Source organism: Salinicola socius, from assembly GCF_001937195.1.
In the GTDB taxonomy this organism is placed as follows: Bacteria; Pseudomonadota; Gammaproteobacteria; order Pseudomonadales; family Halomonadaceae; genus Salinicola; species Salinicola socius.
Window position 1 is genome coordinate 1 of sequence record NZ_MSDO01000035.1, and the last position, 23,711, is coordinate 23,711.

Here is a 23,711-nt window from a genome sequence, read left to right on the forward strand (position 1 = left end):
GCTTCCTCGCGCTTCCTCGCGCTTCCTCGCGCTTCCTCGCGCTCATCGATCTATTCAGCGCTTCCCTAGCGACTACCAGGGCCTGGCGAAGAACACCGCCGGGCCTTTTTCGTTGACGGCAGCTGGCTGTCCGAGAATGGATTTTCGACCGTGTGCTGGCTAACCTTTACCTCGTGAACGCCTGAACAGGCGTCGTCGCGACGGTTGGCTATCGGTGCCATCGCGCCGCCATCGCTCGCCACAACAACCACAGATCAAAAGCGAACGAACTCATGGAAAATCTTCAATTCTGGGATTTTGCGGTGATCGCGGCCTATTTCGTGATCGTCACTTTTATCGGCTACAAGACCGCTCGGGGAAAGACGACGCCGGAAGAGCTGTTCCTGGCGGGAAGAAGCCTGGGCCCGATGGCGATCGGGTTCTCGCTGTTCGCCTCCAATATCTCCTCCGATACTTTGATCGGCCTGCCGGGCGCCGCCTATCAGCACGGGATCTCCGCGGCCAACTACGAGTGGATGGCCGGCGTGGTGCTGATGTTCACGGCCATCTTCGTGCTGCCGGTGTTGATGCGGGCGCGCGTGACGACCATGCCGGAGCTGATGGAGCGACGCTTCGATTCACGGCTGCGCAAGTATCTTTCCGTCATCACGCTGTTTTTGTCGATCATTCTCGATACCGCGGGCACGCTCTACGCCGGCGGCCTGATCGTGACGACTTTCATCCCCGGCACCAATCTGTGGGAAGTCTGTGCGCTGCTGGCATTGTTCACCAGCATCTACACGGCCTTTGGCGGGCTCCGTGCCGTGGTCTACACCGATGTGATGCAGGCCTGCGTGCTGATCGGCGGTTCGGCGGCGATGACCTGGATCATCTTCGGCCATTTCGACTACAGCTGGTCGACGGTCAAGGAGGCGGTCAGTCCCGAGAAGCTGTCGCTGATCCGGCCGCTGGACGATCCCAGCGTGCCGTGGCTGGGGTTGATCACCGGGGTGCCGATCGTCGGCTTCTACTACTGGAGCATGAATCAGTATGTCGTCCAGCGTTTGCTCGGGGCACGCGATATTCAGGCCGCCGGTCGCGCCTCGGTGTTCGCGGCAGCGTTGAAGTTGTTGCCGATCTTCATCATGACGATTCCGGGCGCCATGGTGATCCCGCTGCTGCCGGGGCTCGAGCATCCCGATCAGGTCTACCCGAAAATGGTCCAGGAATTCACCCCGACCGGGCTCACCGGCTTGATCCTGGCCGGTCTGATCGCAGCGCTGATGTCGACGCTATCCTCGACGCTCAACTCTTCGGCGACGCTGCTGACGCTGGATTTCATCAAGCCGGCCAGGCCGAGTCTGAGCGATGCCCAACTGGCCAGATGGGGGCGGATCTGCACGTTCATCCTGGCGGCGATCGCGGCATCCTGGGGGCCGATGATCCAGTACTTTTCCGGCCTCTGGGCCTATCTCCAGCAGGTGTTCGCGTTCGTTGCCTCGCCATTGGTGGCGACCTTCCTGATGGGGCTGTGGATCAAGTCGCTGGGCTCGTCGGCGGCATTGCGCGGCCTGGCCAGCGGCCATGCGCTCAGTGCGGTGCTGTTCGTGCTGGTTGAGACTGGCGTGCTGCCGATCCACTTCACCATCATCGGCGGTATCCTGTTCGCGGCGACGGCGCTATTCACCGGGTTCTGGAAGGTTCGGCTGGGCGCCGACGATCGGCCGGACGACGAGGATGCGCGGATCGCGGTCATCGCCAAAGAGGGATTGGAGCGGGTTCCCCGTGATGTCATGATCGGCATCGCCATCGTGTCGGCGCTCACCGCGATCATCGTCTATCTGCTGCGATGAGCGAGCCGCTCTCATTTCAAGGCTGTTTCATACAAGGATCTGTCATGGATACCCTTCGTCTCGCGATCGTGGGTTACGGCAAGATCGCCCGCGATCAGCATCATCCTGCCATCGACGACAATGCGCGTTATCGATTGACCGCCGTCTCCAGCCGTAACGCCTCCGTGGCCGACGTTGCGAATTTCGAAAGTCTCGAGGCGCTGCTCGAGCAGGGCCCCGAGATCGACGCCGTGTCGCTATGCACCCCCGCTGGCGTTCGCACCGCGCAGGCGCGTCTGGCCATGGCAAGCGGCAAGCACGTGATGCTCGAGAAGCCGCCCGGAGCCACTCTGGCGGAAATCGAAACCCTGCGGGAAGACGCCGAGCGCCATGGTGTCACGCTGTTCGCGTCATGGCATTCCCGTCACGCCCACTGTGTCGATTCGGCACGGCAGTGGCTGGCGACGCGCCAGATCCGGCGTGTCGATATCGAATGGAAGGAGGACGTGCGCGTCTGGCATCCGGGGCAGGCCTGGATCTGGCAGCCGGGCGGCATGGGGGTGTTCGATCCGGGTATCAACGCGCTATCGATCGTGACCGAGATCCTGCCGCGTCCGTTCCACCTGACCGATGCCCAGCTGCAGGTGCCCGGCAACTGCCAGACGCCGATCGCGGCATCGCTGGATTTCGTCGACGGCGAAAACGTGCCGATTCATGCCGAGTTCGATTTTCGTCAGCAGGGCACGCCGCCGATCTGGAACATTCACGTCGAGACCGACGAAGGGCGCTTGACCCTGGAAGCGGGCGGCAGCCGGTTGCTGATCGACGGCGAGCTACGCGAAGAAGGTCCCGATGCGGAGTACGCCGGCCTCTACGAACGCTTTGCCACGCTGATCGCCGAGGGTCGTTCCGACGTCGATGTCAGCCCGTTCCGGCACGTGGCCGACGCCCTGATGCTGGGGCACCGGCACACCGTCGAGGACTTCGTCGAATAGAGGAGAGCTTCGAGCGAGCGCCGGTTTCGTACAAAGCCTAGCCGGTCATCGCCTGTGGCAGATACAACACGATCTCCGGGAACGCCCGCATCAGCACGATCGCGAACAGCATCAGCAGGAAGAAGGGCAACGTGGCCTTGGCGATGGTGAAGATGTTCTTGCCGGTCAGCCCCTGGATCACGAACAGATTGAAGCCCACCGGTGGCGTGATCTGCGAGATCTCCACCACGATCACCAGGTAGATGCCGAACCAGATCGGGTCGATGCCGGCGGCGTTGATCAGCGGCATGATGATCGAGGTCACCAGCAGAATCAGCGAGATCCCGTCGAGGAAGCAGCCCAGCACCAGCAGGAACAGCGTCAACATCACCAGCAGCACGTTGGGCGATAGCCCCATGGCGGCGATGGCGCTGGCCAGCTGCGTCGGCAGTTGGGTGAAGCTCATTGCCGACGACAAAAACGACGCGCCGGCGATGATGAAGGCGATCATGCACGAGGTACGCAGTCCGGCGAACATCGACTCCAGGAAGATCGACTTGTCGAAGTGGCCATTGAAGCGGGCGATCACCATCGACAGCACCACTCCGACGGCCGCTGCCTCGGTGGGCGAGGCGACGCCGCCGTAGATGCTGCCGAGAATGCCGCCGATCAGTACCAGCAGCGGAATCAGCCGCCAGCTGTTTCTGACCTTGTCGAGAAACGGCATCGGCGTCTCGGCATGACCCGCGCCGCCATTCCTGCCGGCGGTCAGTGACCAGATCACCAGGTAGATCATGAACAGCGCCAGCAGCAGCAGGCCGGGGCCGACGCCCGCCATGAACAGGCGCGAGATCGACTGCTCGGTGACCACGCCATAGACGATCATCATGATTGACGGCGGGATCAGCAGGCCCAGGGTGGAGGCGCTGGCCAGCGTGCCGATCGCCAGCGTCTCGTCGTAGCCGCGCCGCTCGAGTTCCGGGAGGGTCATCTTGCCGACCGTGGCGCAGGTCGCGGCAGAGGAGCCGCAGACGGCCGCGAACAGTCCGCTGCCGATGATGTTGGAGTGCAGCAGCCGACCGGGCAGACGGTTGAGCCAGGGCGACAGCGCGCGGAACATGTTGTCGGCAAGCCCGGAGCGAAACAGGATCTCGCCCATCCACACGAACATCGGCAGGGCGGTCAGGTCCCAGCCATAGCTGGCGCCCCAGAAATCGGAGGCAAGAATGGGGCCGACCTCGAAGCTCGTGAAACCGGTCAGCGCGATCCAGCCGGTGCCGAGCAGGGCGAAGGCGATCCATACGCCGCCGCCGAGCAGAATCGCCAGGGTAAAAAGCGTTGCAAGACTGAGCGTGAGCACGAGTCGAATCCTCGGTTCAGGGAAGCACCGTATAAATGTCTGCGCGGGCGAAGTGCTGCGTTACGCGGTGCTGGAAGACTCGCCTAACCCCATGTTATGTCTCGTCTTCTGCGCTCCGTGCGCCTTGCTCTTCATCCCGCTCGCCGATTTATTCAGCGCTTCCTCGCTGGTTGTTGGAGCGAAAAGTTACTCGCCGCCGAAGCTGTCTTTATCGCCAGGGTCGTTGTTGTCGCCGGGGGCCACGTAGCGCGACGGCGCCGTGACGGCCTGTCTCAGCGTGTTCGAAAGGGCTTCCAGAATGGCCAGACACAGCAGCGCGAGGCCGACGACCAGAACGGTCTGTGGAATCCACAGCGGAATCGCCATCAGCCCCGAGGAGACGTCGCCGTAATCGAGGCTTTCGCGAATCAGCCCGATCATCTCCCAACTGAGCAAGGCGCTGAGCGCCAAGGCGATCGCCAGGCACGCCACTTCGCACCAGACCTGGATCGCCGCCGGCAGTCGGGCGATGACCAGCGTGACGCGAATATGGGCGTAGTGGGTGAAGGTGTAGGCGAGGCTCAGGAAGGTGGCGCCGACCAGCAGATAGGAGGCGATCTCCGAGACGCCGCTGATCTCGTAGCCGAGACGACTGGCGCCGCCCATTACCAGCACGGCGTCGAGACAGCGCAGCAGTACCTGAAACGTGACCAGGCCGCAGATCGCCAGCATGCAGGCCGCGGCACCCCAGGCACCGAGCCGGTAGAGCGGATTCAGTTTGAAGGTCATGACGGAAACTCACCGGGTGTGAGTGAAGTGAAGTCTACGGCGTACGAGGCCCGCGACGAGGCGGGCCGTTACACCAAACGTTATTGGCTCTGCTGGGCCTGGCGTTCGCGGTAGCGATCGACCAGTTGCTGAGCTTGATCGCCGGCGCGCGCCTGCCAATCTTCGAACAGTTTCTGACCGGCCGCCTTCAGCTGCTGCTGTAGCGCATCGCTCGGCTCGCTCACGGTGATGCCGTGGGATTCCAGAGCCTTGGCGCTTTCTGCGCTGTCTTGCTTGCTCATCTGCCAGCCGCGCTGCTCGGCCTTGGCCGCGGCATCGAGGACCGCTTTCTGGGTGGCGTCGTCGAGGCGGTCGAAAGCGCGCTTGTTGACGAAGACGATGTTCTTCGGCAACCACAGGTTGGCATCGCTGTAGTTCGACACGTAATCCCATGCCGACATCGACTTGCCGGTGGAAACCGAGGTGATCATGGCGTCGACGCGGCCGGTGCTGAACGCCGTGGGGATATCGGCTTCTTCGGTCTGGGTCGGGATGCCGCCCAGGTTCTCGACGAAGCGCTGGGTGTTGATGTTCGGTGCACGAACGCGCAGGCCCTCGAACTGGGAGGCATCGGTCAGCTCGAAGTCCGTGTAGATGCCCTGCGCCGGCCACGGCACGGCGTACAGCGGCATCAGCCCCTCCTTGGCGAAGAGGTCGGTGATGATCGGCTTGGAGGCCTGCCACAGATCGTAGGCATCGGCATAGCTGCCGGCCAGGCCGGGCAGGGTGTCGACTTCGTAGATCGGCGACTCGTTGGAGAGCGTGGAGAGGAATATCTCGCCAGCCTGGACGGTGCCGCGGCGCACCGATGGCTTGATCTCGGCGTGGCTGATCAGCGAGCCGCCGCTGTGCACGGTGATGGTCAGCTCGCCATCGGTCGCTTCGCCGACATCCTTGGCGAACTGCTTGGTGTTCTGGGTGTGAAAGCTGGCATCGCCGTAGGGAGAGGCAAGATTCCACTGGTCGGCGAGTGCCGGTGTCGCGACGGTGAGCGAGCTCGCCATGGCGATCGTCAGCAGAGATATCGCGGATGTGCGCATCATTGGGTTCCGTTTGTTATTGATAGGGTCTTCCTTCACGTCGCTTGTTATTGAACGGGGGCGTGATCGAGATATCGGACTCCTGCATTCTTCAAGTCGGTCGGCGACGGCGTCAAATCGTTAATTCTTATCCGCACTATCGGGCCAGGCTTTCACTTCCCCGTGGGGTTCGTCATCGAGATGGCGTTGGGCATAGCGAGCGGCACAGTCCTGCGCGAGCTGGGTGACGCCCCGGCAGAAGCTGGGATAGCTGCTGCTGCGCCAGATCGCGTCGTAGAACATTGCCGGTAGCGGCGTAGGCAATACCAGCCGCAACAGCTCGCCGCGTTCGCAGGCGTCCGATACCGTGGAAACGGGTAGCGAGCCGACACCCACGCCGTCGATCGTCATTCGGGCGATGGTCATCAACGTCGTGGCGCAGTGGATCTTCGGATCCTCGATCCCCAGCTCGGCCAGATAGGTCACGAGCTCGCCGTAAGGGCGTGCCAGCTTGCTGAACGAGACGAACGGAAGACGGGACAGCGCAGCCGTGCCGCCGTGATGCAGACGCGCGGCGTGCTGCGGCGCCACGAAAAGACCCATCTCGTAGGTCGCCAGCGGCAGCTGCGTCACCGATAGCCCCGGTGCGACGCCGTCCATGGCGAAGATCATGTCGAGATCGTTATCCGCCAGACGCTGGTGAAGGAACGGCGAGATATCGACGGTGAGCTCGATGGTCAGCTGTGGATGCCGCTCGGCCAGTTGTGTCAGAAAAGTGCTGAACCAGCTGTGGGCGATGGTCTCGATCACGCCAAGCCGTAGCGTGCCGGAAAAATCCTCCTGGTTCTGAAACAGCTGCAGCGCCTCCTCCCGACTGTCCAGCAGGCGTTCGGCGTGGGCGTAGAACTCGCGACCGCGCAGCGTGGGCTGCACCGGCCGCGCGCTGCGGTCGAGCAGCGATTCGCCGACCGCGGCTTCGAGACGGGTAATACGATCGGAGATGGAGGGCTGGGTCAGGTGCAGCCGCGCTGCCACCTTGCGGAACGACCCCAGCCTGACGACCCAGACGAAGGCTTCGAGCTCCTTGAAATCGAACATCGGTGTCTCGTTATGTATTCGAAAGGGGATGGCCGATTCTTCGGCCCGGTGCCGGGAACGTCAACTCTTCATATTGCGCCGTTTGGGGTCGCCATGATCGGGATGAAAGATTGCGCCGATACTGCGCATCGTGAAAAACGATTGGACCCTGTCGCTGACGGTTTCTTACAGTGCCTTCAGGCTTGGCTGCGGCACGCCTTTCCACGACCACGATACGAGCTACGACCACGATACGAGCGACAACAACGTTACGAGCTACGACCACGATACGAGCAACAACAACGATACGAGGTAATGCGAATGCGCGTGCCCCTGCTCAACTGCGACATGGGTGAGAGTTTCGGCAACTGGGCGCTGGGTCTCGACGATCAGGCGATGCCTTTCGTCGATTGTGCCAATATCGCCTGCGGCTTTCACGCTTCCGACCCCGATGTGATGCGCAAGACCGTGGCGATGGCGGCTGCCAACGGGGTGCGTATCGGCGCGCACCCCGGCTATCCCGATCTGATGGGGTTCGGCCGTCGTTCGATGGCCTGCTCGGCGCAGGAGGTCGAAAACCTGATGCTCTATCAGATCGGCGCGCTGGAAGCGTTCTGCCGCGCCGAAGGGACCCGAATCAGCTACGTCAAGCCCCACGGCGCGCTCTACAACGACATGGCCAGCGACTTCGACCTGTTGCGTGCGGCAATGCAGGCGGTGGTCAGATACGATCGCAACCTGCCGCTGCTGGTGATGTCGACCGCCAATCCCGAGCCGGTGCGCGAGCTCGCCGCGGCAATGGGCGTGACACTCTGGTTCGAGACCTTCGCCGATCGTGCCTACGACGCCAAGGGCCACCTGATGTCGCGGCGTCTACCGGGGGCGGTGCACCACGATCGCGGTGCCATCGTCGATCAGGCCGTAGCCCTGGCCAAGGGCGAGCCGCTGACCGCGAGTGACGGCAGCAAGCTGCATCTCCCCGCGGATACGCTCTGCGTTCACGGTGACAACGCCGAGTCGGTGGCGGCGGTCAAGGCCATTCGCGAAGCCTTTCAGCAGTTGAGCGACGCATGAGCCAGTCACTATCTCCCCGGCTCGAAACGGTGGGCATGGACGCGCTGATGGTGAGGTTGTTCGACGCCATCGACGAGGCGCACATGCCGTGGATACTGGCGGCCGATACCGCGCTGCGTGAGCGCCTCGGCGAGGCCATGATCGACCTGGTGCCATCCTATACCACGCTGCTGGTGCATTACGACGTCTCCCGGCTGTCCCAGATCGAGGCCAGGAAGCTGATTCAGGACGCCTTGCGTGGCTTGAAGCCGGCGTCGAACCAGGCCGGTCGGGAGCACCGTATTCCGGTGTGGTACGACGACAGCGTCGGTCCGGAGCTCTCCCGCATTGCCGAGCGCCTGGGTGTCGATACGGATGACGTCGCGCGTCGGCATGCCGGCCGCGATTACTGCGCCTTCGCGCTCGGTTTTGCCCCCGGCTATGCCTTCATGGGTCTGGTCGAGGAAGCATTGGCGACGCCGCGATTGAAAACGCCTCGTCAGCGAGTTCCCGCCGGCAGCGTCGGCATTGCCGAGCGTCAGACCGCCATCTATCCGATGCGCTCGCCGGGCGGCTGGAACATCCTCGGTCGTACCGCCGTCAAGCTGTTCGATCGCGAGCGCGACGAGATCAGCCTGTTCCGCCCCGGCGATCGCGTGCGTTTCGAGCCGATCAGTCGCGAAGCCTTTATCGAACAGGGCGGCGATACCACGCCGCTGGAGGAGCGCTGATGGCGACGCGGACGAGTACGCAGAACGCGATGCAAACCAGGCCGGCGTCACTCGTCGTCGAGCGCACGGGGCCACTGGCCCTGGTCGAGGACGCGGGCCGCTTCGGCTGCCGCCACCTGGGGGTGACGCAGGGCGGCGCGCTGGACTGGATATCGTTGGGCTGGGCCAACTGGCTTCTGGGCAATGCGCCCGATGCTGCCGGCATCGAGATCGCCATCGGCGGCCTGGCGCTGAAAGCGGAGCAGACGATTCGGCTGGCCATCGCGGGTGCCGATCTGGGCGCCACGCGGGACGGCGAGCCGCTGGATGCCAACGTCAGCTTCACGCTCGAACAGGGTCAGGTGCTCGCTTTCGATCAGCCGAGGGCGGGCCTGCGTGCCTATCTGGCACTGCCGGGCGGGATCGACGCCGAGCCCTTCATGGGTAGCCTGTCGACGGTGGCCCGCGAGCAACTGGGCGGGCTCGATGGCCGTGGCGGGATGCTCCAGGTCGGTGATCGACTGTCGGCCGCCGGCCATGCCGGAGAGATTCGTGACATGCCTTCGGTGCCGCCCATGCCGCGGGACGAGGTCGTGCTGGCGCTGGTAACCGGCGCGCAGATCGCGCATTTCGAGGGTGCCAGTCTGTTCGCCGCCTTCAATCAGGGCTGGCAGGTGGATAGCCGCGCCGACCGGATGGGCGTTCGGCTGACGGGTCCGGCGCTGCGGTGTCAGTTGGGCGGGATGATATCGGAAGGCATTCCGCTCGGTGCCGTTCAGGTTCCGCCGGACGGACAGCCGATCATCCTGCTGAACGACCGCCAGACCATCGGCGGCTACCCGAGGCTGGGTGCGCTGTCGCCGATCGCCTGCGCCCAACTGGGTCAGTGCGCTCCCGGTACCACGATCAGGCTCTCGCCGGTGACGCCCCATCAGGCACGAACGCGCTACCTGCGTCAGCTCGCGCTGTGGCGTTAGCCGCTGGCCAGCGCAAGCCGGTTCGGCCCGGCGCTGGAGGGCGCTTGCCACGGTGAGCGCTCGGCGGTTCGCCGGTCCCGCCGGTCAGTCATCGCCAGCCTGGCGCATCGGCATCCGGTCGATGGTGGCGTAGATCTCCTGCAGATCGACGTCACCTCGAAGCTGAACCTTCTTGCCGCCGTCCTTGCCCACCAGAATCGTCGTCACGCCCTGATCGGGGTTCACCCCCAGCGCATCTAGCAGCGCCCGAGTTTCGTAGGGCGTCATCGGCTGGCCGTGGCGAGTGCCGCTATCGCCCTCGACCGTGTAGAGCAGCATGTCGCGATCGGCAAACTGGTTTCGTGTGTCATCGAGCTGCTGGCGTAGATGCCGATAGGCGGGTTGGCCGGGGTCCGGTGTCACCACGATCAGCGGGCGGAAGTTCCACTTGTCGGTAATCAGCGGGTTGGCGGGGTCGTTACCGCCATCCGCCTGCGCCGTGGCGCCGTTTGCCAAGAAGGCGCCAGCTACCAGGGCACCGGTCATCAACCATCGTTTCATGAGCGTCTCCACGCGTATCGTTTGCGAGTACTCTAGACCTTGTGACTCACGGAAGGGAGAGGGGTTCAAGACAAGGCCGCCAATCAAAAGGCATCGACAATCAAAGGGCATCGAGATCGAAACCAGAGGATGCAAATAAATTAACTAAAAAGGAAATTTATTTGCCGTAATTCAAGCGAAGGTATAACCTACAAACTGAAACGGAGGGATAGGTCATGGCCGCTCACGATGGTTTCGACTCGCCCCCGACGTCGATGGCCGCCTTGCAGGCGCTGTCGATCGCTGCACGTCGCGGAGAAGCTCAAGCCCCGAAATTGACGCCGGGGGGGCTCAAGCTGCTGGAGCAGTTGCTCGCGGCGCCGGAACTGGCAGCGACGCTCAGCATTTCGGCGCTGGCCACGCAGCATGGGGTCAATGCGTCCAGCCTGACTCGCCTGGCCCATGCACTGGGGTTGACCGGATTCAAGGCCTTCCAGGCGCTATTCCGGGCCGATGCCGCCACCGGGGCGTTCTATTCGACGCGTGCCGAGCGGCTGCTCGATCTCGGTCAGATCCCGAGTGACGGCGATCACCCGGTCCGGCAGCAGATGCTGTGGCAGGAAGAGATGGGCAATCTCTCGCGCACCGCCGAAGGGCTGGACGAGGCGATGCTGGCGGGTGCCGTCCGTGCCCTGATCGATGCGCGCCGAGTTCACGTGGTCGGACAGCGCGCCTGTTTCGCAGGTGCTCACTATCTCTCCTACTACTTGAGCTATCTGCGCAGCGACGTGCGGCTGATCGACTCGGTGGGCGGTATCAATCTCGAAGCGGTGCGCGAGCTGGAGGAGGGGGATCTCGTGGTGGGTATCAGCTACCGGCCGGAGACCCGGAGCAGTGTCGATTATTGCCACCAGGCACTCGAACAGGGCGCGCAGCTGCTCGCATTGACCAATCACCCCGCCGCTCGTCTCTCCACCATGACCGAGATGACGCTGCTGGCGTCCGCCGAAGGCCCGTTTTTCTTCAATCCCATGAGCAGCCTGTTCGTGGTGATCGAAATGCTGTTGTCCCACATGGCCCACGACATGGGCGGCGACGCCGTCTCGTCGATCCGTCGTCGTGAGGCCTTGATCGCCCGCTGGCAGATCGAATGATCGAACTGCCTTGATACCCCGACGACATCAGGAATTCCGCTGACATGACCGCTCGCCAGGGGCTCGCCACCGCCCTGTTGAATCACGCCTACGCCGATGACATCAACGCCACCCCGGCTTCCGATACCTTGTTGATCAACGAACAGTCGAGATGGCTGGAGTCACGGGGCGAGCGCATCATCAAGTTCGGCTTCGGCCAATCGCCGTTTCCGGTTTACGGCCCTGCGGTAGAAGCGTTGGCCAGGCACGCCGACAAGAAAGCGTATCTGCCCGTCCAGGGCTTGCCGGCGCTAAGAGAGAAGGTCGCGGCTTTCCACAGCGAGCTCGACGGCACGTCATGGCTGGCCTCGCGCGTGCTGATCGCTCCCGGCAGCAAACTGCTGCTGTTCGCCCTGATCAAGGCGTTGCCGGCGGCGGACATTCTGATCCCCGCGCCGGCCTGGGTCTCCTATGCACCACAGGCGCGCCTGGCAGGACAGACGCCGATCAAACTGCCAGCGAGTTTCGACACGCGCTGGCAGATCACGCCCGAGCAGTTGGAGGCGCATTGCCGCGGGGGTGGCAGCCGTACACGGCTGCTGATACTCAATGCGCCCGGCAATCCTTCCGGACTGTCGCCCGAGGCCGATAGCCAGCGGGCGCTGGCCGAGGTTGCGCGTCGCCACGGGGTGATCGTGCTGGCCGACGAGATCTACGGACCGCTGACGCATGAGAGGGCGCATCGCGCCTTTGCGTGCGACTATCCCGAGGGCACGGTGACCACCAGCGGTCTTTCGAAGTGGTGCGGCGCTGGCGGATGGCGGCTGGGCGTGATGCAGGTGCCCGAAGCGCTGGGAGAGGAGATCTTCGCACGTCTTCTGGGCATCGCTTCGGAGACCTGGTCGAGCGTTGCCAGCCCCGTTCAGGAAGCGGCTTGCGTCGCCTACCAGCTGACACCGGCACTGACGCAATATCTGGATTGTCAGCGAGCATGGCTCAGCCTGATTGGCCACTGGTGTGCCACTCGGCTGCAGGCGGCGGGCGTTCGTACCCATCTTCCGGATGGCGGCTTCTACCTGTTCCCCGATTTCGAGGGATATCGAGAGGCGTTGTCGCGTCGAGGTATCACCACCAGCGCTGAATTGACCTCACGACTGCTGGCCGAGACCGGCGTGGCGCTGTTGCCGGGCAGCGCTTTCGGCTGCGATCCCGCTCAACTCACGGTTCGTCTGGCCTATGTCGATTTCGATGGCGCGGCGCTACTGGCGCACCCGCCGCAGCACCACGCTGACCCGATGGCGCTGCCGGCGCTGGTCAAGGTCCGCGAGGGTGTTCAGGCAATGATCGAATGGCTACCATGACGGGCGACCGCCGAGACGCCAGCCTTGTCTCAATGACGGGCCAGCGCCTGGCGGGCTGACTAGCGCGATACCGCCTGAGTTTCTTGAGGAAACATTAAATTTCCTGCCGAAACAATTCGCAGGGAACTCTCTTCCCCGAGCGGTATCCCACTACAGCACACGCATAAAATTGTACTTGGAGGTATTCATGCAAAGGATCACTGCATTCGTCGCGGCGGCAATGATGACGGCCGGACTTGTTAGCGCACCCGCCATGGCGCAAGACCAGAACACAACCGACAGCGGTTCCCAGGCCCAGGCTCCGGCCAAGAACTTCTCCGATGAGCAGCTGCAACAGTTCGCCGATGCGTCTCAGAACATCGCGATGATCTCTCAGGACTACACCGAGCAGCTGCAGAATGCATCCGAAGAGGGTGAACAGCAGAAGATTCGTCAGCAGGCCAACGACGAGATGGTGGATGCGGTCAAGGACAGCGGCATGAGTGTCGAGCAGTTCAACTCCATTGGTCAGGCCATCCAGCAGGATCCGCAGTTGATGCAACGCGTGAAAGGCATGGTTCAGCAACCACAGCAGTAAACGCGACATGCAGTGGCTCCGGCACAGCCAGAGCCGCGCATGAAAAAACCGCCGACAGCGAGTCGGCGGTTTTTTTGTGCCTGCATCGGGTCCGATGCATCACGAGAGCGCTGGACGATCAGTTGTTGTCGATCGCGTCGCTGGCATCGTCCAGAAGATCGGACGTTGCTGACTTGGTGTCCTTCCACGCACTGGAGGCGCCTTGCTTGGTGTTTTCCCACGCGCTGGCCGCCTGAGTCTTGGCGTTCTGCCACCAGTCATTGGTGTATTCCGGCTGCTGCTTCAGCGCGCTGCCGTCCATGTCGAGAACGACGCGATATTCCATGTCGTCGAGGTTGTCGTCGTGACGGGTTTCTACCGTGAAGTCACCCTTCTGGACCACGAAATCCTTGTCGCCCATGTCGAGTACGCCACCGGCTTCGATGACCAGCGCCTGAACGCTCATGTCCTCGCCCAGCAGGATATCTTCGACGTCACCCACGTCTTCATCCGGCTTGCTCGTCAAGAAGACGTCTGCATCCATCAGCTCATCGGCGGAATAGAGGCCTTGCGGATCCTGGGTATCCTGCGCCAGTGCAGCCTGGGAGACCATTGCGCTACCCGCAGCCAGTGTGGCGACGCCGAGTGTCTGCTTCCATGACAGTTTTTTCATCTCTATCTCCTTGCCTTGCGGCTTCTTGAACATGCAACTACCTGTAATCCATTAACTTTTGAAGATTACACTTTGTAATGTAGTTGCTCGCGTCACATTTGCAAGCCGTGCGGACGAGGCGTTAGAGCATGAATGCCAGTTCCAGCGGTAGATAGACGAACGCCAATACGGTGGAGCAGAACACCAGACTGGCGACGTACTCCGGCTCGCGCCGGGAACGTTGAGCGAACAGATAGTTGTACACCGCGACCGGCATGCTCATCTGCAGCGCCACCGCGCTGGCGGCCACCGGCGGCAGGCCGAACCAGGCGGCGATGGCGAATGACAGCGCCAGCGCGATGGGGACACGGCAAAGCGTGAACAGGAACCCTGACGAGAGATTGCGCGCCTGGATGCTGGCCAGTGACACGCCTAGCGTGATCAGCATCAAGGGAATCGTCAGGCCGGAGAGCAGGTGGACGGTATTGCCGAGCCACGCGGGCAGATGAATCCCGGACAGCAGCAGGGTAAGCGAGATGGCGATGCTGTATAGCGTGGGGTTGCGTACCAGTGTCTTCAGCGGACTGCCGCGCGTCGCCATCATCATGCCAACGGTGAACTGGATCAGTGCATTGGCGACCCATGCCGTCATGGCGAAGGTGAATCCCTCTTTGCCGAAAGCGTAGAGCGAGACCGGCAAACCCATGTTGCCGGCATTGGGGTACATCATCGGCGAGATGATGACCTGCCAGGGTTTGCGTAGCAGCCTGGCGACGCCGAAACTTGCCACTGCCATACCGGCCAGCACCACGAAAGTCGTGGCGAGGGTGCGACCGAAGGTATGGGGATCGACCTCGGCATTGGCCAGCGATGCCAGTACCAGCGCCGGTGTGCCGATGTTGAATACCAGTTTGGTCACGAACTCGGTGGGGTAGTTGAAACCGAAGCGAATCCAGCCGAACCCGATGCTCGCGCCAATCAGAACGGGGGCCATGACGGCGAACAGTTGCGCGAGCATCCGGTTTCCTTGAACGTGATCGAGACGAAAGTCGAGAAGTCTATTGTCGTCAATCCGTCAGGTGGCTGGCAATGCACGATTGCGGTCGGGGGGCGCCCCACCGCTCGATCAGGCCATTTCGACCACGATGCGGCCATGATGATTGGCACAGGTTTCCAGATAGCGGTGCGCCTCGGCGATCTCCTCGAACGGAAACCGGTAATCGATCTGCGGCTTGAGTTCGCCGGCGCGGGTCATCCGATCGACGTCGGTAATGGCGCGATCCAGCGCCTCACGATTCTGGGGTATGCCCAGTTCGGGCTTGCCGCTGAAATTGGAAAGACAGTGAACGTAGAACTGAATGTTCTTGCGAAAGGCGGCCTGGGCCGGGAAGGTGGTCTGGTTGCCTCCCATCATGCCGTAGAGGATCAGCCGACCGCGCGGCGCGAGCACATCGCCCAGCAGGTTCATTTGAGGGCCGCCCAGCGCATCCAGCACCACATCGACGCCGTGATTGTCGGTCAGCTTGTTGATCCGCGAGGCGAGGTCCTGAGTCTCGGTATGGATGACCGCCGTGGCTCCCAGCGATTTCAGATAGTCGACCGCTGCCTCGTGCGGGGTTGCCGCGATGACCCGCGCGCCCAGCGCTCGCGCGATCTGCACCGCATAGGGGCCACCGATATGACAGGCGCCGGTGATCAGCACGGTGTCGCCGGGTTTCAGATCGGCGACTTCGCGAAAACCGAGCCAACTGATCAGCGAAGGGACGTAGTGGACACTGGCTTCGGCCGCGGTCAGGCAGCTCGGATAGGCGATCAGGGCCTCGGCCGGCAACACCACGCGCTCGCCATGTGCCGTATACTGATTGGGATCGAAAGCGGGGATCGATGCAACGCGGTCGCCCGGCGAGAAAGCGCTGACGCCCGGGCCGACGGCGATCACCGTACCGGCCATCTCGGTACCCGAGCCGGCCGGCAGTCTGGCTTCCGTCGGCGCCATGTTGCGGCGCCACATGACGTCCTGCCAGTTGACGCCGAGCGCCTCGGTCTGGATCAGCACCTCGCCGGCTGCGGGCTGCGGGTCGTCGCGCTCAATGATTTCCAGAACGTCGGCATCGCCGAAACGTTGAAACTGTATCGCGCGTGACATTGTGAACCTCGAGGGTTTTGGAGCTTGCTATCGACTCTATCGACGATGGCCGGCAAACACTATGCTCGAGGATCGATAGTGGCTATAACGCTCATCGATACGACAACGCCATTTATCGATAGGACAACGCCACTTATCGATAGGAAAACGCCATTTATCGATACGCGTCGGACACTGGTCGCTACGGCATGGACACTTGCCGGTATGGCACGGACACTTGTCGACAAGGCGCTGACGCTCATCGATACGGCGCCGGGACGCGGGTTGCCGTTGACGGATACTTGAAGGGACGAGCGGTCATCGCCACTCGTCGAACGGAGTGCATGCATGAATCGTAGTGATCTGCGTGGGGTGGATTTCAAGCTTCTGGTGGTATTCGAGACCTTGATGCAGGAGCGCAGTGTCTCGCGAGCGGCGGAGCGGCTGTTTCTGGGGCAGCCGGCCACCAGTGCTTCGCTCGCCAGACTCCGGGATGTCTTCGGCGATCCGCTGCTGGTGCGTACCGGGCGCCAGATGGTGCCAACCGCCAGGGCACAGCAGATCTACGAGCAGTTGCAGCCCGCCCTCGACGCGATTTCCAACGTGCTCAGCCGGACCAGCGACTTCGACCCCGCGACCAGTGAGGCGGTCTTCCGGGTCGGATTCAGTGACGACATCGAATTTGCCCTGCTTCCGGCGCTGCTCAAGCGGTTGCGAACCGAAGCACCGGGCATCGTACTGGTAGTCCGGCGCGCCGATTTCCATCTGATGCCCCAACTGCTCAATACCGGCGAGGTCACCGTGGCCGCCGGCTATGCACGGGATCTGCCGGCCAACGCGAAGCAGAAGATCCTGCGTCACAGCCGGGCCAAGGTGCTGCGGGCGGACAGCAGTCCGGGCGCGTTGACCCTGGCCGACTACTGCGAGCGCCCGCATGCCCTGGTGTCGTTCGACGGCGACCTCAACGGCTACGTCGACGAACTGCTGGCCGAAAAAGGGCTCAAGCGTCGCATCGTGTTAGCCGTCCCGCAGTTCAACAGTCTTGCCTCGCTGCTGCGGGATACCGACATGGTCGCCACGGTGCCGGATTACGCCGCGGACGTGCTGGCCGCCCAGGGCGGGTTGCGAGTGGACGAAATGCCGCTGGAACGCGCACCCTCTCCGTTGAGCATGGTATGGCAGAGCGTCTACGACAATGATCCTGCCGAGCGCTGGCTGCGCTCGCGCATACAGATGATGTTCGCCGACGACAACGAATGAGTCGCCTCCGAGGACAGGGCTCGCCGCCACGTCGCTTGACTTCGTGAGTGAAGATCAGAATCATTCGCGCCTGCGGTCTGCCGGCCATCACCCGGTGCCGTGCTTCTCGCTCGATGCCTTCGCAAGCGTGCCTGGTCATCGCTTCCGCCGTGGAGTACTGCGGCCAATGTCTCGCGCATGAAGGCATGAGCGAACCCAATCGCCGGCTACGGAATCCGAATGGAACTACTGCGCGTCGTCTTTCGTCATTATCGCTGGCCGTTCATCGGCGTCATGCTGCTTACCCTGCTGAGCGCGGCGCTGGGGATCGGCGTGATCGCGTTCATCAATCACTATCTGATCGTCACCGATGGCACCGCCATCACGGCACTGTTGCCCTTCATCGGCCTGATCGCGCTGCTGCTGGCGGTCACGCTGGGGTCGCAGCTGGCGTTGACGACGCTCGGACACCACTTCGTCTATCGGCTGCGCGGACGGCTGATCAAGCGCATCCTCGACACCGACATCGAGCGACTCGAGCAGCTCGGGAGCGCGCATCTGCTGTCGTGTCTCTCCAGCGACATTCGTAACGTGACCATCGCCTTCGTCCGCCTGCCGGAGCTCGTTCAGGGCGTGATCATCACGCTGGCCTCGGTCGGTTATCTGCTGTGGCTCTCGCCGCCGCTGCTGCTGATCACCGCGATCTGGATCACCGTGACCATGCTGATCGGCTGGTGGCTGGTGTCGAAGGTCTATCATCACATCCGGATCACCCGGGCCACCGACAGTCGGCTCTACCAGGATTACGAGACGATCATCCACGGGCGCAAGGAGCTGGCGCTCAATCGCGATCGCGCCAGACACTTGCTGGAAGAGGTTTACGGGGCCGATGCCCGGACCTATCGCGATCACATCATTCGTGCCGACACCTACCATCTGAGTGCAGGCAACTGGACCAACATCATGATGCTGGGGGCGATCGGCGTGGTGTTTTTCCTCGCCAACGGCCTGGGTTGGGCCAATACCGCGGTGGCGGCGACGTTTTCGCTGACGCTGCTGTTCCTGCGCTCGCCCCTGATCCAGGCCGTGGGCGCGACGCCGACCTTGATCACCGCCCAGGTCTCGTTCGACAAGCTGCGCGAACTGGCCCTGGCCGAATACCGCGCCGATTTCGATCTGGTCGAGACCCACAGCGAGTGGCAGTCTCTGGAGATGCGCGACATCACCTATCGCTACCCGGCCAAGGCGGGGCGCGAAGGATTTTCGGTAGGGCCGATCAACCTGCGCCTCGAGCGCGGCGAGCAGGTCTACCTGATCGGCGGCAACGGCAGCGGAAAATCGACCCTGGCCAAGCTCCTCACCGGACTCTATCGACCGCACGCCGGCGAGATCCGCATCGACGACGAGATCGTCGGCGAAGCCGACTGGCACCGCTATCGCCAACGATTCTCGGCGGTCTATACCGACTTCCATCAGTTCGATCGGCTGATGGGGCCTCAAGGGGGGCATGCCGATCCCGCGCTGTTGGACAACTGGCTGCAGACGCTGCAGCTGGCCCGAAAACTGCAGCTCGAGGAGGGGAAGATTCTCGATACCGAGCTCTCCCAAGGGCAACGCAAGCGTCTGGCACTGCTGATGGCACTGGTCGAGCAACGCCAGATACTGCTGCTGGACGAGTGGGCCGCGGATCAGGACCCGCAGTTCCGGCGCGCCTTCTATCGCGAACTGATGCCGCGCTTTCGGGAACTCGGCATCACGGTCTTCGCGATCAGCCATGACGACCATTATTTCGCCCATGCCGATAGGCTGCTGGAAATGCGAGACGGCCAGCTACGCGAGCTGACCGGTGACGAGCGGGCGCTGGCCAGTCGGGATGCCGTGGCCAGAATCGATACGCCGTGAAGGGTGGCACAGCGACTGGCTAGTCGTTGCTGGCCGGCGGCGTGCTGTGGCATGCGAGCCTGCCGGGCGGTAGCGCCTTGCCCTTGCGCTGGCCCACGCTGCTCTCCTGGGCCAGACGCTGGCCGCCATGGCGGGCCCTGGCTTCCATCGCGGGAATCAGATCCCCTTCGCTGAGATGACGCCAGAAGCGCTGCGGCATGTGTTGGGTCATCACCTTGTGGTTGAGTCGGGCCGGATTGAAGGTACTGACGAAATAGGTTCGCCAGAGCGCATGGTCCTCGTCGGCATTGGCGCGCTCGGCGGCTGTCCGCGCCTCGGTGGCCCAGATTGCAGGGCAGGGGAAGCGGTAGTCGAGCGTCGAACCGTTCCAGTGCACGCCCCCTTCCGGCGTGGCAATCAACCAGGGCGAACCGCCCATCCGATCGGCGAAGTGCTCGGCGCCCAGATCGAGCACGTCATGCGCGGGCTCGAACCAGGCGACGTAGCGTTCTCCCAACGCATCATCGCGCCGATGGAACCGCAGAAAGGCGTGCATGTGATGCGCTTCCCGCTTGATCGCATGCCAGCGCTGATGCAAGAGATGCCCATCCGCATCGGCGGGGTGAGTCGCCGCCGCATCGCCCTGGACCCATCGCCACAGAACCCGATACAGCAACGGCCAGCGCGCCTGCTCGCCCCCGCGCGAGCGATAGCGGGCGGCGTTGCGCAGTAGCGCCAATTGCTCGCGCCCGATTCGGATCGATGTCGAAGCCGCTCCCCGGAATGGCGGCTGCCTTTCCGCTGCTGGCGGCAAGGAGAAAAGGTCGTCGTGGCTGTCATCGCCATCCCGCCAGGTCACGTTCGAGGGCGGTACGCCAGCCATCAACAGCTGCCGCGCCCGTTCGCGCCATTCCTCGAAATCGCGAGCGTGAGCGATACGTGGCGACAGTGACGATGGATCAGGATTCATGACGAAAGCTCCGGCTGATGGCTCGCACGCTTGTGTTGCATGGATCTACCACAACGCCATCTGGGCAGGCTGTGGCGCGGTCAGGCTTTGGCGCAGGCGGGTGCTGTCCAGGTTGGCGTCGGCGGGGCGGTAGTCCTGGGTGATGACGAACGGACGCAAGGTGTCCAGCCGGCAGCGCAGTGCGACCAGATCCTGATAGCGAATGCGGCGCAGTCGGCGCAGATCGACCAGCCGCTGCACGCTGCGCAGACCGATGCCCGGAACGCGGGCGATCATCGCCGGTTCGGCGCGATTGAGGTCGACCGGAAAGTCGTTGCGGTGGGCCAGCGCCCAGGCCAGCTTGGGATCGATCTCCAGGTCCAGGTTGCCCGGCGCGTTCAGTAGCTCTTCGGCCTGAAAACCGTAACTGCGGATCAGGAAGTCGGCCTGATACAGCCGATGTTCCCGCAGCAGCGGTGGCGCCGCCTGGGGTAGCCCGGCGGGACGTTCGGGAATCGGACTGAACGCCGAGTAGTAGACGCGCTTGAGACGGAAATCCCGATAGAGATGTTGGGCGGACTGCAGAATCGTACGGTCATCGGTGGCGTCCGCGCCGACGATCATCTGCGTGCTCTGACCGCCGGGTGCATAGCGCGGCGCCTGTCGCTTGGGATTGTTGCTGCGAACCGGATGGCGGGCATCCTGCCGGGCGTCGTCGTTGGCGGCATCGATTCGCTGGCGCATGTGATCCATGGCGGAATGAATGGTACCCAGCTCTTTCTCCGGTGCCAGCGTCTTCAGGCTGGTCAACGTCGGCAGTTCGATGTTCGCACTCAGCCGGTCGGCGTAACGTCCGGCTTCTTCGAGCAGTTTGGGGTCCGCCTCCGGGATCGCCTTGAGATGGATGTAGCCGCGGAATTGATGCGTCTCCCGGAGTGACCTGGCCACCTGAATCATCTGCTCCATGGTGTAGTCGCTGGAGCGAATGATGCCGGAGCTCAGGAACAGTCCGCTGATGGTGTTGCGGCGATAGAACGATAGCGTCAAGCGAACGACTTCCTCCGGCGTGAAGCGCGCTCGAGGCACGTTGCTCGAGCGCCGATTGACGCAGTACTGGCAGTCGAACAGACAGAAGTTGGTCAACAGCACCTTGAGCAGAGACACGCAGCGTCCGTCCGGCGTGAAGCTATGGCAGATCCCCATGCCGTCAGAGGATCCGAGTCCCGCCTTGCCGCGAGAGGAACGCTTCGGTGCGCCGCTACTGGCGCATGATGCGTCGTACTTGGCGGCATCGGCGAGGATGGAGAGCTTGTCGATCAGTTCCATGCAGTGATCCTGTGGCGTGTCCCGATGACTGTCTTTATATACAGTATTCGAGAATCGCGGGATCGACAAGGTCGGTGGCTCGATTTCGGGGGTTCCACGCCCAGCTTGTCAGTGGCGTTTCATCCCGCAACGACCATCTGGCGCTCGACCCAGGCGCGAACGTCGGGGTAAGGGCGCTGGTCGTAGACGCCGAAACCCGCCAGCTGGCGCGCCTTGAGCGGCGTGAAGATCGGCATGGCGAGCCCGCACAGAAAGTGGGCGATGCGCTGGGCGCCCGGCACCGTTCCGAGCTGTTCCTGGTGGCGCTGGATCCATGGCCTGGCGTGGCGTTCGAAATCGTCTCGGGTCAATTCCGGGAGTGCCGGCGCTGCGGGCAAGCGAGCGACGTGACCCTGGCAGACCGAACAATGGCCGCAGTCTCGGGCGGCCTGAACCGATTGGCCGGCGTCGTCGTGAGCGATGGGATTGTCGCCCTGGAATGAATCGTCACCGAAGTAATCGCCGAGGCGGCGGGCCAGACAGATGTCCGATTCGAACAGCGTCAGCATGGCTTGCAGCCGTTCGATCTCCGAGCGTTCTCTGGCGTGGCACTCGGCGAGCAGACGGTCGGTCAGGGCGTCGACGTCGATCTCCGATTGGCGCACTTCGTAGACATCGGTCATGCGCTTGCCCTCCAGCACCACCCAGCCCTTGTCCTGAAAGTACTCGAGCGCGGCGATCACCCGCGAGCGCGAGGCATCGATCTGCGCCTCGACGCCAGCGCGGTAGAGACGCTCGAAATCCACCGTGCCCCAGGTTTTTGCCATGGCGATGTTATCGACCAGCAGGCGAACGAAGTCGGCGCGCTCGCCCTGGAAGCGCGCCATCAGGTCACTGGGCGCCTCGAGATAGCGCAGCCGGTACTCCGCCAGATAGGCAAAGCGGGGCGCGATCACCCCGTGCATTTCGAGACGGACCAGCAGTGTCTTCAACGGCAGCAGGCGAACGTTGCTATCGCGGGAAAGCGTGTTGAGCAGCACTGGCCACTGGCGCTCCGCCTGGCGGCCGGCATCGGCAATTTCGCTCAGCACGTGGCGAATGCCCTCGCGCTCCGGCGTGTCGCCGTAGACGAAATTTTCCAGCACCCGCAGGCCATCGCGACCGGCCAGCATCAGGCAGCGCGATGGATTGCCGTCGCGTCCGGCGCGACCGATCTCCTGGCTGTAGTTCTCGATCGACTTGGGCAGGTCGTAATGAATGACGTTGCGGATATCGCCCTTGTCGATGCCCATGCCGAAGGCGATGGTGGCAACGATGCAGGGAATCTCGCCGTGCATGAATTCCTGCTGAATCCGATCCCGCGTCTCGCTGTCGAGCCCGGCATGATAGGCGCGCACCGAGAAACCCTGCTTCGCCATCGCCGCGGCAACCGATTCGGCGGTCTGCTGGAGGGTGACGTAGATGATGGTCGGCGCTTGCGATTCCGGTTCCGACATCGGCGCCTGTCGTGGCGATAGCCATTCGACCAGCGCCGGCAGGCGGCTCTCGGTTTCCACCGGATGGACCAGCAGTTCCAGGTTGCTGCGATAGAAGCCGGTGACGATGACGTCATCCAAGGCGATGTCGAACTTGGCGCGCATGTCGTCGATCACCGCAGGTGTCGCGGTAGCGGTCAGCAGCAGCGCCTGGGGAATGTCGAATTCGCGCTGGTAGTCCGGCAGCTTGAGATAGTCCGGGCGGAAATTGTGTCCCCATTCGGAAATGCAGTGCGCTTCGTCGATCACCAGCAGCGAAATCGCGATCTGGCGCAGGAAATGACGAAAGCGCTCGTTCTTCAGTCGCTCCACCGAGACCATCAGGATCTTCAGCTCGCCACTGCGGGCGCGATCCATGATCGCGCGGGCGGTATCGCGATCCTGGGTCGAGTCGAGGCTCGCGGCCGCCACGCCGTGGCGCTGGAGGAATGCCAGCTGGTCCTGCATCAGCGCCAGCAGCGGCGAGACCACCAGCGTGAGATGGGGCAAATGCAGCGCCGGCAGTTGATAGCAGAGCGACTTGCCGGCGCCGGTGGCGAAGATCGCCGCCGTCGAGCACCCGCCGATGACGCGTTCGATCACGGCCTCCTGGCTACCGCGAAAGGCCGGGAAGCCGAACACCTCGAGCAGGGTATTCCGGGCGCTGTTCATGATGTTCTGGGTCATGT

General features: G+C 63.1%; 21 protein-coding genes. 10 read left to right on the forward strand and 11 right to left on the reverse strand.

Features of this window, described 5'->3' with window-relative positions:
• Window positions 1–272: 272 nt before the first annotated feature.
• Together BTW07_RS18100 and BTW07_RS18105 are read left to right on the forward strand one after the other, a co-directional pair.
• Window positions 273–1,832 (forward strand): sodium:solute symporter family transporter, encoded by a 1,560-nt coding sequence (locus BTW07_RS18100; protein WP_075571566.1) that lies wholly within the window; start codon window positions 273–275, stop codon window positions 1,830–1,832.
• A gap of 44 nt (window positions 1,833–1,876) precedes the next feature.
• Complete coding sequence (locus tag BTW07_RS18105) at window positions 1,877–2,806, forward strand: Gfo/Idh/MocA family protein (protein ID WP_075571567.1); 930 nt, start codon at window positions 1,877–1,879, stop codon at window positions 2,804–2,806.
• Between the two features lie 37 nt (window positions 2,807–2,843).
• Here the strand turns inward: BTW07_RS18105 and BTW07_RS18110 are convergent, their stop codons facing one another.
• The 4 genes from BTW07_RS18110 to BTW07_RS18125 form a co-directional block, all read right to left on the reverse strand.
• The gene (locus BTW07_RS18110; protein WP_075571568.1) at window positions 2,844–4,145 is read right to left on the reverse strand and encodes a TRAP transporter large permease; all 1,302 of its coding nucleotides are present in this window, start codon (window positions 4,143–4,145) and stop codon (window positions 2,844–2,846) included.
• Between the two features lie 186 nt (window positions 4,146–4,331).
• A complete protein-coding gene (locus BTW07_RS18115) occupies window positions 4,332–4,913 on the reverse strand; it encodes a TRAP transporter small permease (RefSeq protein ID WP_075571569.1) in 582 nt (193 codons plus the stop codon).
• An 80-nt stretch (window positions 4,914–4,993) separates the two neighbouring features.
• Window positions 4,994–5,992 carry a TRAP transporter substrate-binding protein gene (locus tag BTW07_RS18120; RefSeq protein WP_075571592.1) on the reverse strand — a complete coding sequence of 333 codons (999 nt, stop codon included), beginning with the start codon at window positions 5,990–5,992 and terminating at the stop codon, window positions 4,994–4,996.
• Between the two features lie 120 nt (window positions 5,993–6,112).
• On the reverse strand, window positions 6,113–7,069 hold the full coding sequence (locus tag BTW07_RS18125; protein WP_075571570.1) for a LysR family transcriptional regulator: 957 nt from the start codon (window positions 7,067–7,069) through the stop codon (window positions 6,113–6,115).
• 300 nt (window positions 7,070–7,369) lie between these two features.
• Between BTW07_RS18125 and BTW07_RS18130 the strand changes: the two genes are divergently transcribed.
• From BTW07_RS18130 to BTW07_RS18140, 3 genes are read left to right on the forward strand one after another with little or no spacing between them, the layout of a single operon-like run.
• The gene (locus tag BTW07_RS18130; protein WP_075571593.1) at window positions 7,370–8,122 is read left to right on the forward strand and encodes a 5-oxoprolinase subunit PxpA; all 753 of its coding nucleotides are present in this window, start codon (window positions 7,370–7,372) and stop codon (window positions 8,120–8,122) included.
• Window positions 8,119–8,832 carry a 5-oxoprolinase subunit PxpB gene (gene pxpB / locus BTW07_RS18135; protein ID WP_075571571.1) on the forward strand — a complete coding sequence of 238 codons (714 nt, stop codon included), beginning with the start codon at window positions 8,119–8,121 and terminating at the stop codon, window positions 8,830–8,832. Before BTW07_RS18130 ends, pxpB begins: the two co-directional genes overlap by 4 nt.
• The gene (locus BTW07_RS18140) at window positions 8,832–9,788 is read left to right on the forward strand and encodes a 5-oxoprolinase subunit C family protein (protein WP_244158451.1); all 957 of its coding nucleotides are present in this window, start codon (window positions 8,832–8,834) and stop codon (window positions 9,786–9,788) included. Before pxpB ends, BTW07_RS18140 begins: the two co-directional genes overlap by 1 nt.
• A gap of 84 nt (window positions 9,789–9,872) precedes the next feature.
• Here the strand turns inward: BTW07_RS18140 and BTW07_RS18145 are convergent, their stop codons facing one another.
• Window positions 9,873–10,328, reverse strand: coding sequence for a DUF4174 domain-containing protein (locus tag BTW07_RS18145; protein WP_075571572.1), 456 nt, complete (start codon window positions 10,326–10,328; stop codon window positions 9,873–9,875).
• A 215-nt stretch (window positions 10,329–10,543) separates the two neighbouring features.
• Between BTW07_RS18145 and BTW07_RS18150 the strand changes: the two genes are divergently transcribed.
• The 3 genes from BTW07_RS18150 (at window position 10,544) to BTW07_RS18160 (ending at window position 13,378) form a co-directional block, all read left to right on the forward strand.
• The gene (locus BTW07_RS18150) at window positions 10,544–11,461 is read left to right on the forward strand and encodes a MurR/RpiR family transcriptional regulator (protein ID WP_075571573.1); all 918 of its coding nucleotides are present in this window, start codon (window positions 10,544–10,546) and stop codon (window positions 11,459–11,461) included.
• A gap of 44 nt (window positions 11,462–11,505) precedes the next feature.
• Window positions 11,506–12,801 carry a pyridoxal phosphate-dependent aminotransferase gene (locus BTW07_RS18155; RefSeq protein ID WP_075571574.1) on the forward strand — a complete coding sequence of 432 codons (1,296 nt, stop codon included), beginning with the start codon at window positions 11,506–11,508 and terminating at the stop codon, window positions 12,799–12,801.
• A gap of 187 nt (window positions 12,802–12,988) precedes the next feature.
• Window positions 12,989–13,378 (forward strand): DUF4168 domain-containing protein, encoded by a 390-nt coding sequence (locus BTW07_RS18160; protein WP_075571575.1) that lies wholly within the window; start codon window positions 12,989–12,991, stop codon window positions 13,376–13,378.
• A gap of 118 nt (window positions 13,379–13,496) precedes the next feature.
• On the opposite strand, the gene BTW07_RS18165 is transcribed toward BTW07_RS18160, so the two are convergent.
• The 3 genes from BTW07_RS18165 to BTW07_RS18175 all read right to left on the reverse strand — a co-directional run bounded on the left by BTW07_RS18165 (window position 13,497) and on the right by BTW07_RS18175 (window position 16,155).
• Window positions 13,497–14,030, reverse strand: coding sequence for a PRC-barrel domain-containing protein (locus tag BTW07_RS18165; protein WP_075571595.1), 534 nt, complete (start codon window positions 14,028–14,030; stop codon window positions 13,497–13,499).
• Window positions 14,031–14,151: 121 nt separating this feature from the next.
• Window positions 14,152–15,027: an AEC family transporter gene (locus tag BTW07_RS18170; protein WP_075571576.1), complete on the reverse strand. Its 876-nt coding sequence runs from the start codon at window positions 15,025–15,027 to the stop codon at window positions 14,152–14,154.
• Window positions 15,028–15,135: 108 nt separating this feature from the next.
• On the reverse strand, window positions 15,136–16,155 hold the full coding sequence (locus BTW07_RS18175; protein WP_075571577.1) for a zinc-dependent alcohol dehydrogenase family protein: 1,020 nt from the start codon (window positions 16,153–16,155) through the stop codon (window positions 15,136–15,138).
• A gap of 327 nt (window positions 16,156–16,482) precedes the next feature.
• Here BTW07_RS18175 and BTW07_RS18180 point away from each other — a divergent pair, with 327 nt between their 5' ends.
• A complete protein-coding gene (locus BTW07_RS18180) occupies window positions 16,483–17,394 on the forward strand; it encodes a LysR family transcriptional regulator (RefSeq protein WP_075571578.1) in 912 nt (303 codons plus the stop codon).
• 219 nt (window positions 17,395–17,613) lie between these two features.
• Window positions 17,614–19,275: a multidrug ABC transporter permease/ATP-binding protein gene (locus BTW07_RS18185; protein ID WP_075571579.1), complete on the forward strand. Its 1,662-nt coding sequence runs from the start codon at window positions 17,614–17,616 to the stop codon at window positions 19,273–19,275.
• Between the two features lie 19 nt (window positions 19,276–19,294).
• Here BTW07_RS18185 and BTW07_RS18190 read toward each other — a convergent pair whose 3' ends face one another.
• From BTW07_RS18190 to BTW07_RS18200, 3 genes are all read right to left on the reverse strand, one after another.
• A complete protein-coding gene (locus tag BTW07_RS18190) occupies window positions 19,295–20,224 on the reverse strand; it encodes a TIGR03915 family putative DNA repair protein (protein ID WP_075571580.1) in 930 nt (309 codons plus the stop codon).
• Between the two features lie 45 nt (window positions 20,225–20,269).
• Window positions 20,270–21,529, reverse strand: a complete 1,260-nt coding sequence (locus tag BTW07_RS18195) for a putative DNA modification/repair radical SAM protein (RefSeq protein WP_075571581.1) — start codon at window positions 21,527–21,529, stop codon at window positions 20,270–20,272.
• A gap of 119 nt (window positions 21,530–21,648) precedes the next feature.
• Window positions 21,649–23,709 carry a RecQ family ATP-dependent DNA helicase gene (locus tag BTW07_RS18200; RefSeq protein WP_075571582.1) on the reverse strand — a complete coding sequence of 687 codons (2,061 nt, stop codon included), beginning with the start codon at window positions 23,707–23,709 and terminating at the stop codon, window positions 21,649–21,651.
• Window positions 23,710–23,711 lie beyond the last annotated feature (2 nt).

Excerpts from the sequence above, each read along its gene's own strand:
- BTW07_RS18180 (WP_075571578.1), top strand. The coding sequence starts at position 16,483 with ATGAATCGTAGTGATCTGCGTGGGGTGGATTTCAAGCTTCTGGTGGTA.
- BTW07_RS18165 (WP_075571595.1), bottom strand. The coding sequence starts at position 14,030 with ATGAAAAAACTGTCATGGAAGCAGACACTCGGCGTCGCCACACTGGCT.
- BTW07_RS18195 (WP_075571581.1), bottom strand. The coding sequence starts at position 21,529 with ATGGAACTGATCGACAAGCTCTCCATCCTCGCCGATGCCGCCAAGTAC.
- BTW07_RS18140 (WP_244158451.1), top strand. The coding sequence starts at position 8,832 with ATGGCGACGCGGACGAGTACGCAGAACGCGATGCAAACCAGGCCGGCG.
- BTW07_RS18115 (WP_075571569.1), bottom strand. The coding sequence starts at position 4,913 with ATGACCTTCAAACTGAATCCGCTCTACCGGCTCGGTGCCTGGGGTGCC.
- BTW07_RS18150 (WP_075571573.1), top strand. The coding sequence starts at position 10,544 with ATGGCCGCTCACGATGGTTTCGACTCGCCCCCGACGTCGATGGCCGCC.
- BTW07_RS18160 (WP_075571575.1), top strand. The coding sequence starts at position 12,989 with ATGCAAAGGATCACTGCATTCGTCGCGGCGGCAATGATGACGGCCGGA.
- BTW07_RS18155 (WP_075571574.1), top strand. The coding sequence starts at position 11,506 with ATGACCGCTCGCCAGGGGCTCGCCACCGCCCTGTTGAATCACGCCTAC.
- pxpB (WP_075571571.1), top strand. The coding sequence starts at position 8,119 with ATGAGCCAGTCACTATCTCCCCGGCTCGAAACGGTGGGCATGGACGCG.
- BTW07_RS18190 (WP_075571580.1), bottom strand. The coding sequence starts at position 20,224 with ATGAATCCTGATCCATCGTCACTGTCGCCACGTATCGCTCACGCTCGC.
- BTW07_RS18170 (WP_075571576.1), bottom strand. The coding sequence starts at position 15,027 with ATGCTCGCGCAACTGTTCGCCGTCATGGCCCCCGTTCTGATTGGCGCG.
- BTW07_RS18100 (WP_075571566.1), top strand. The coding sequence starts at position 273 with ATGGAAAATCTTCAATTCTGGGATTTTGCGGTGATCGCGGCCTATTTC.
- BTW07_RS18175 (WP_075571577.1), bottom strand. The coding sequence starts at position 16,155 with ATGTCACGCGCGATACAGTTTCAACGTTTCGGCGATGCCGACGTTCTG.
- BTW07_RS18200 (WP_075571582.1), bottom strand. The coding sequence starts at position 23,709 with ATGACCCAGAACATCATGAACAGCGCCCGGAATACCCTGCTCGAGGTG.
- BTW07_RS18145 (WP_075571572.1), bottom strand. The coding sequence starts at position 10,328 with ATGAAACGATGGTTGATGACCGGTGCCCTGGTAGCTGGCGCCTTCTTG.
- BTW07_RS18185 (WP_075571579.1), top strand. The coding sequence starts at position 17,614 with ATGGAACTACTGCGCGTCGTCTTTCGTCATTATCGCTGGCCGTTCATC.
- BTW07_RS18120 (WP_075571592.1), bottom strand. The coding sequence starts at position 5,992 with ATGCGCACATCCGCGATATCTCTGCTGACGATCGCCATGGCGAGCTCG.
- BTW07_RS18125 (WP_075571570.1), bottom strand. The coding sequence starts at position 7,069 with ATGTTCGATTTCAAGGAGCTCGAAGCCTTCGTCTGGGTCGTCAGGCTG.
- BTW07_RS18130 (WP_075571593.1), top strand. The coding sequence starts at position 7,370 with ATGCGCGTGCCCCTGCTCAACTGCGACATGGGTGAGAGTTTCGGCAAC.
- BTW07_RS18105 (WP_075571567.1), top strand. The coding sequence starts at position 1,877 with ATGGATACCCTTCGTCTCGCGATCGTGGGTTACGGCAAGATCGCCCGC.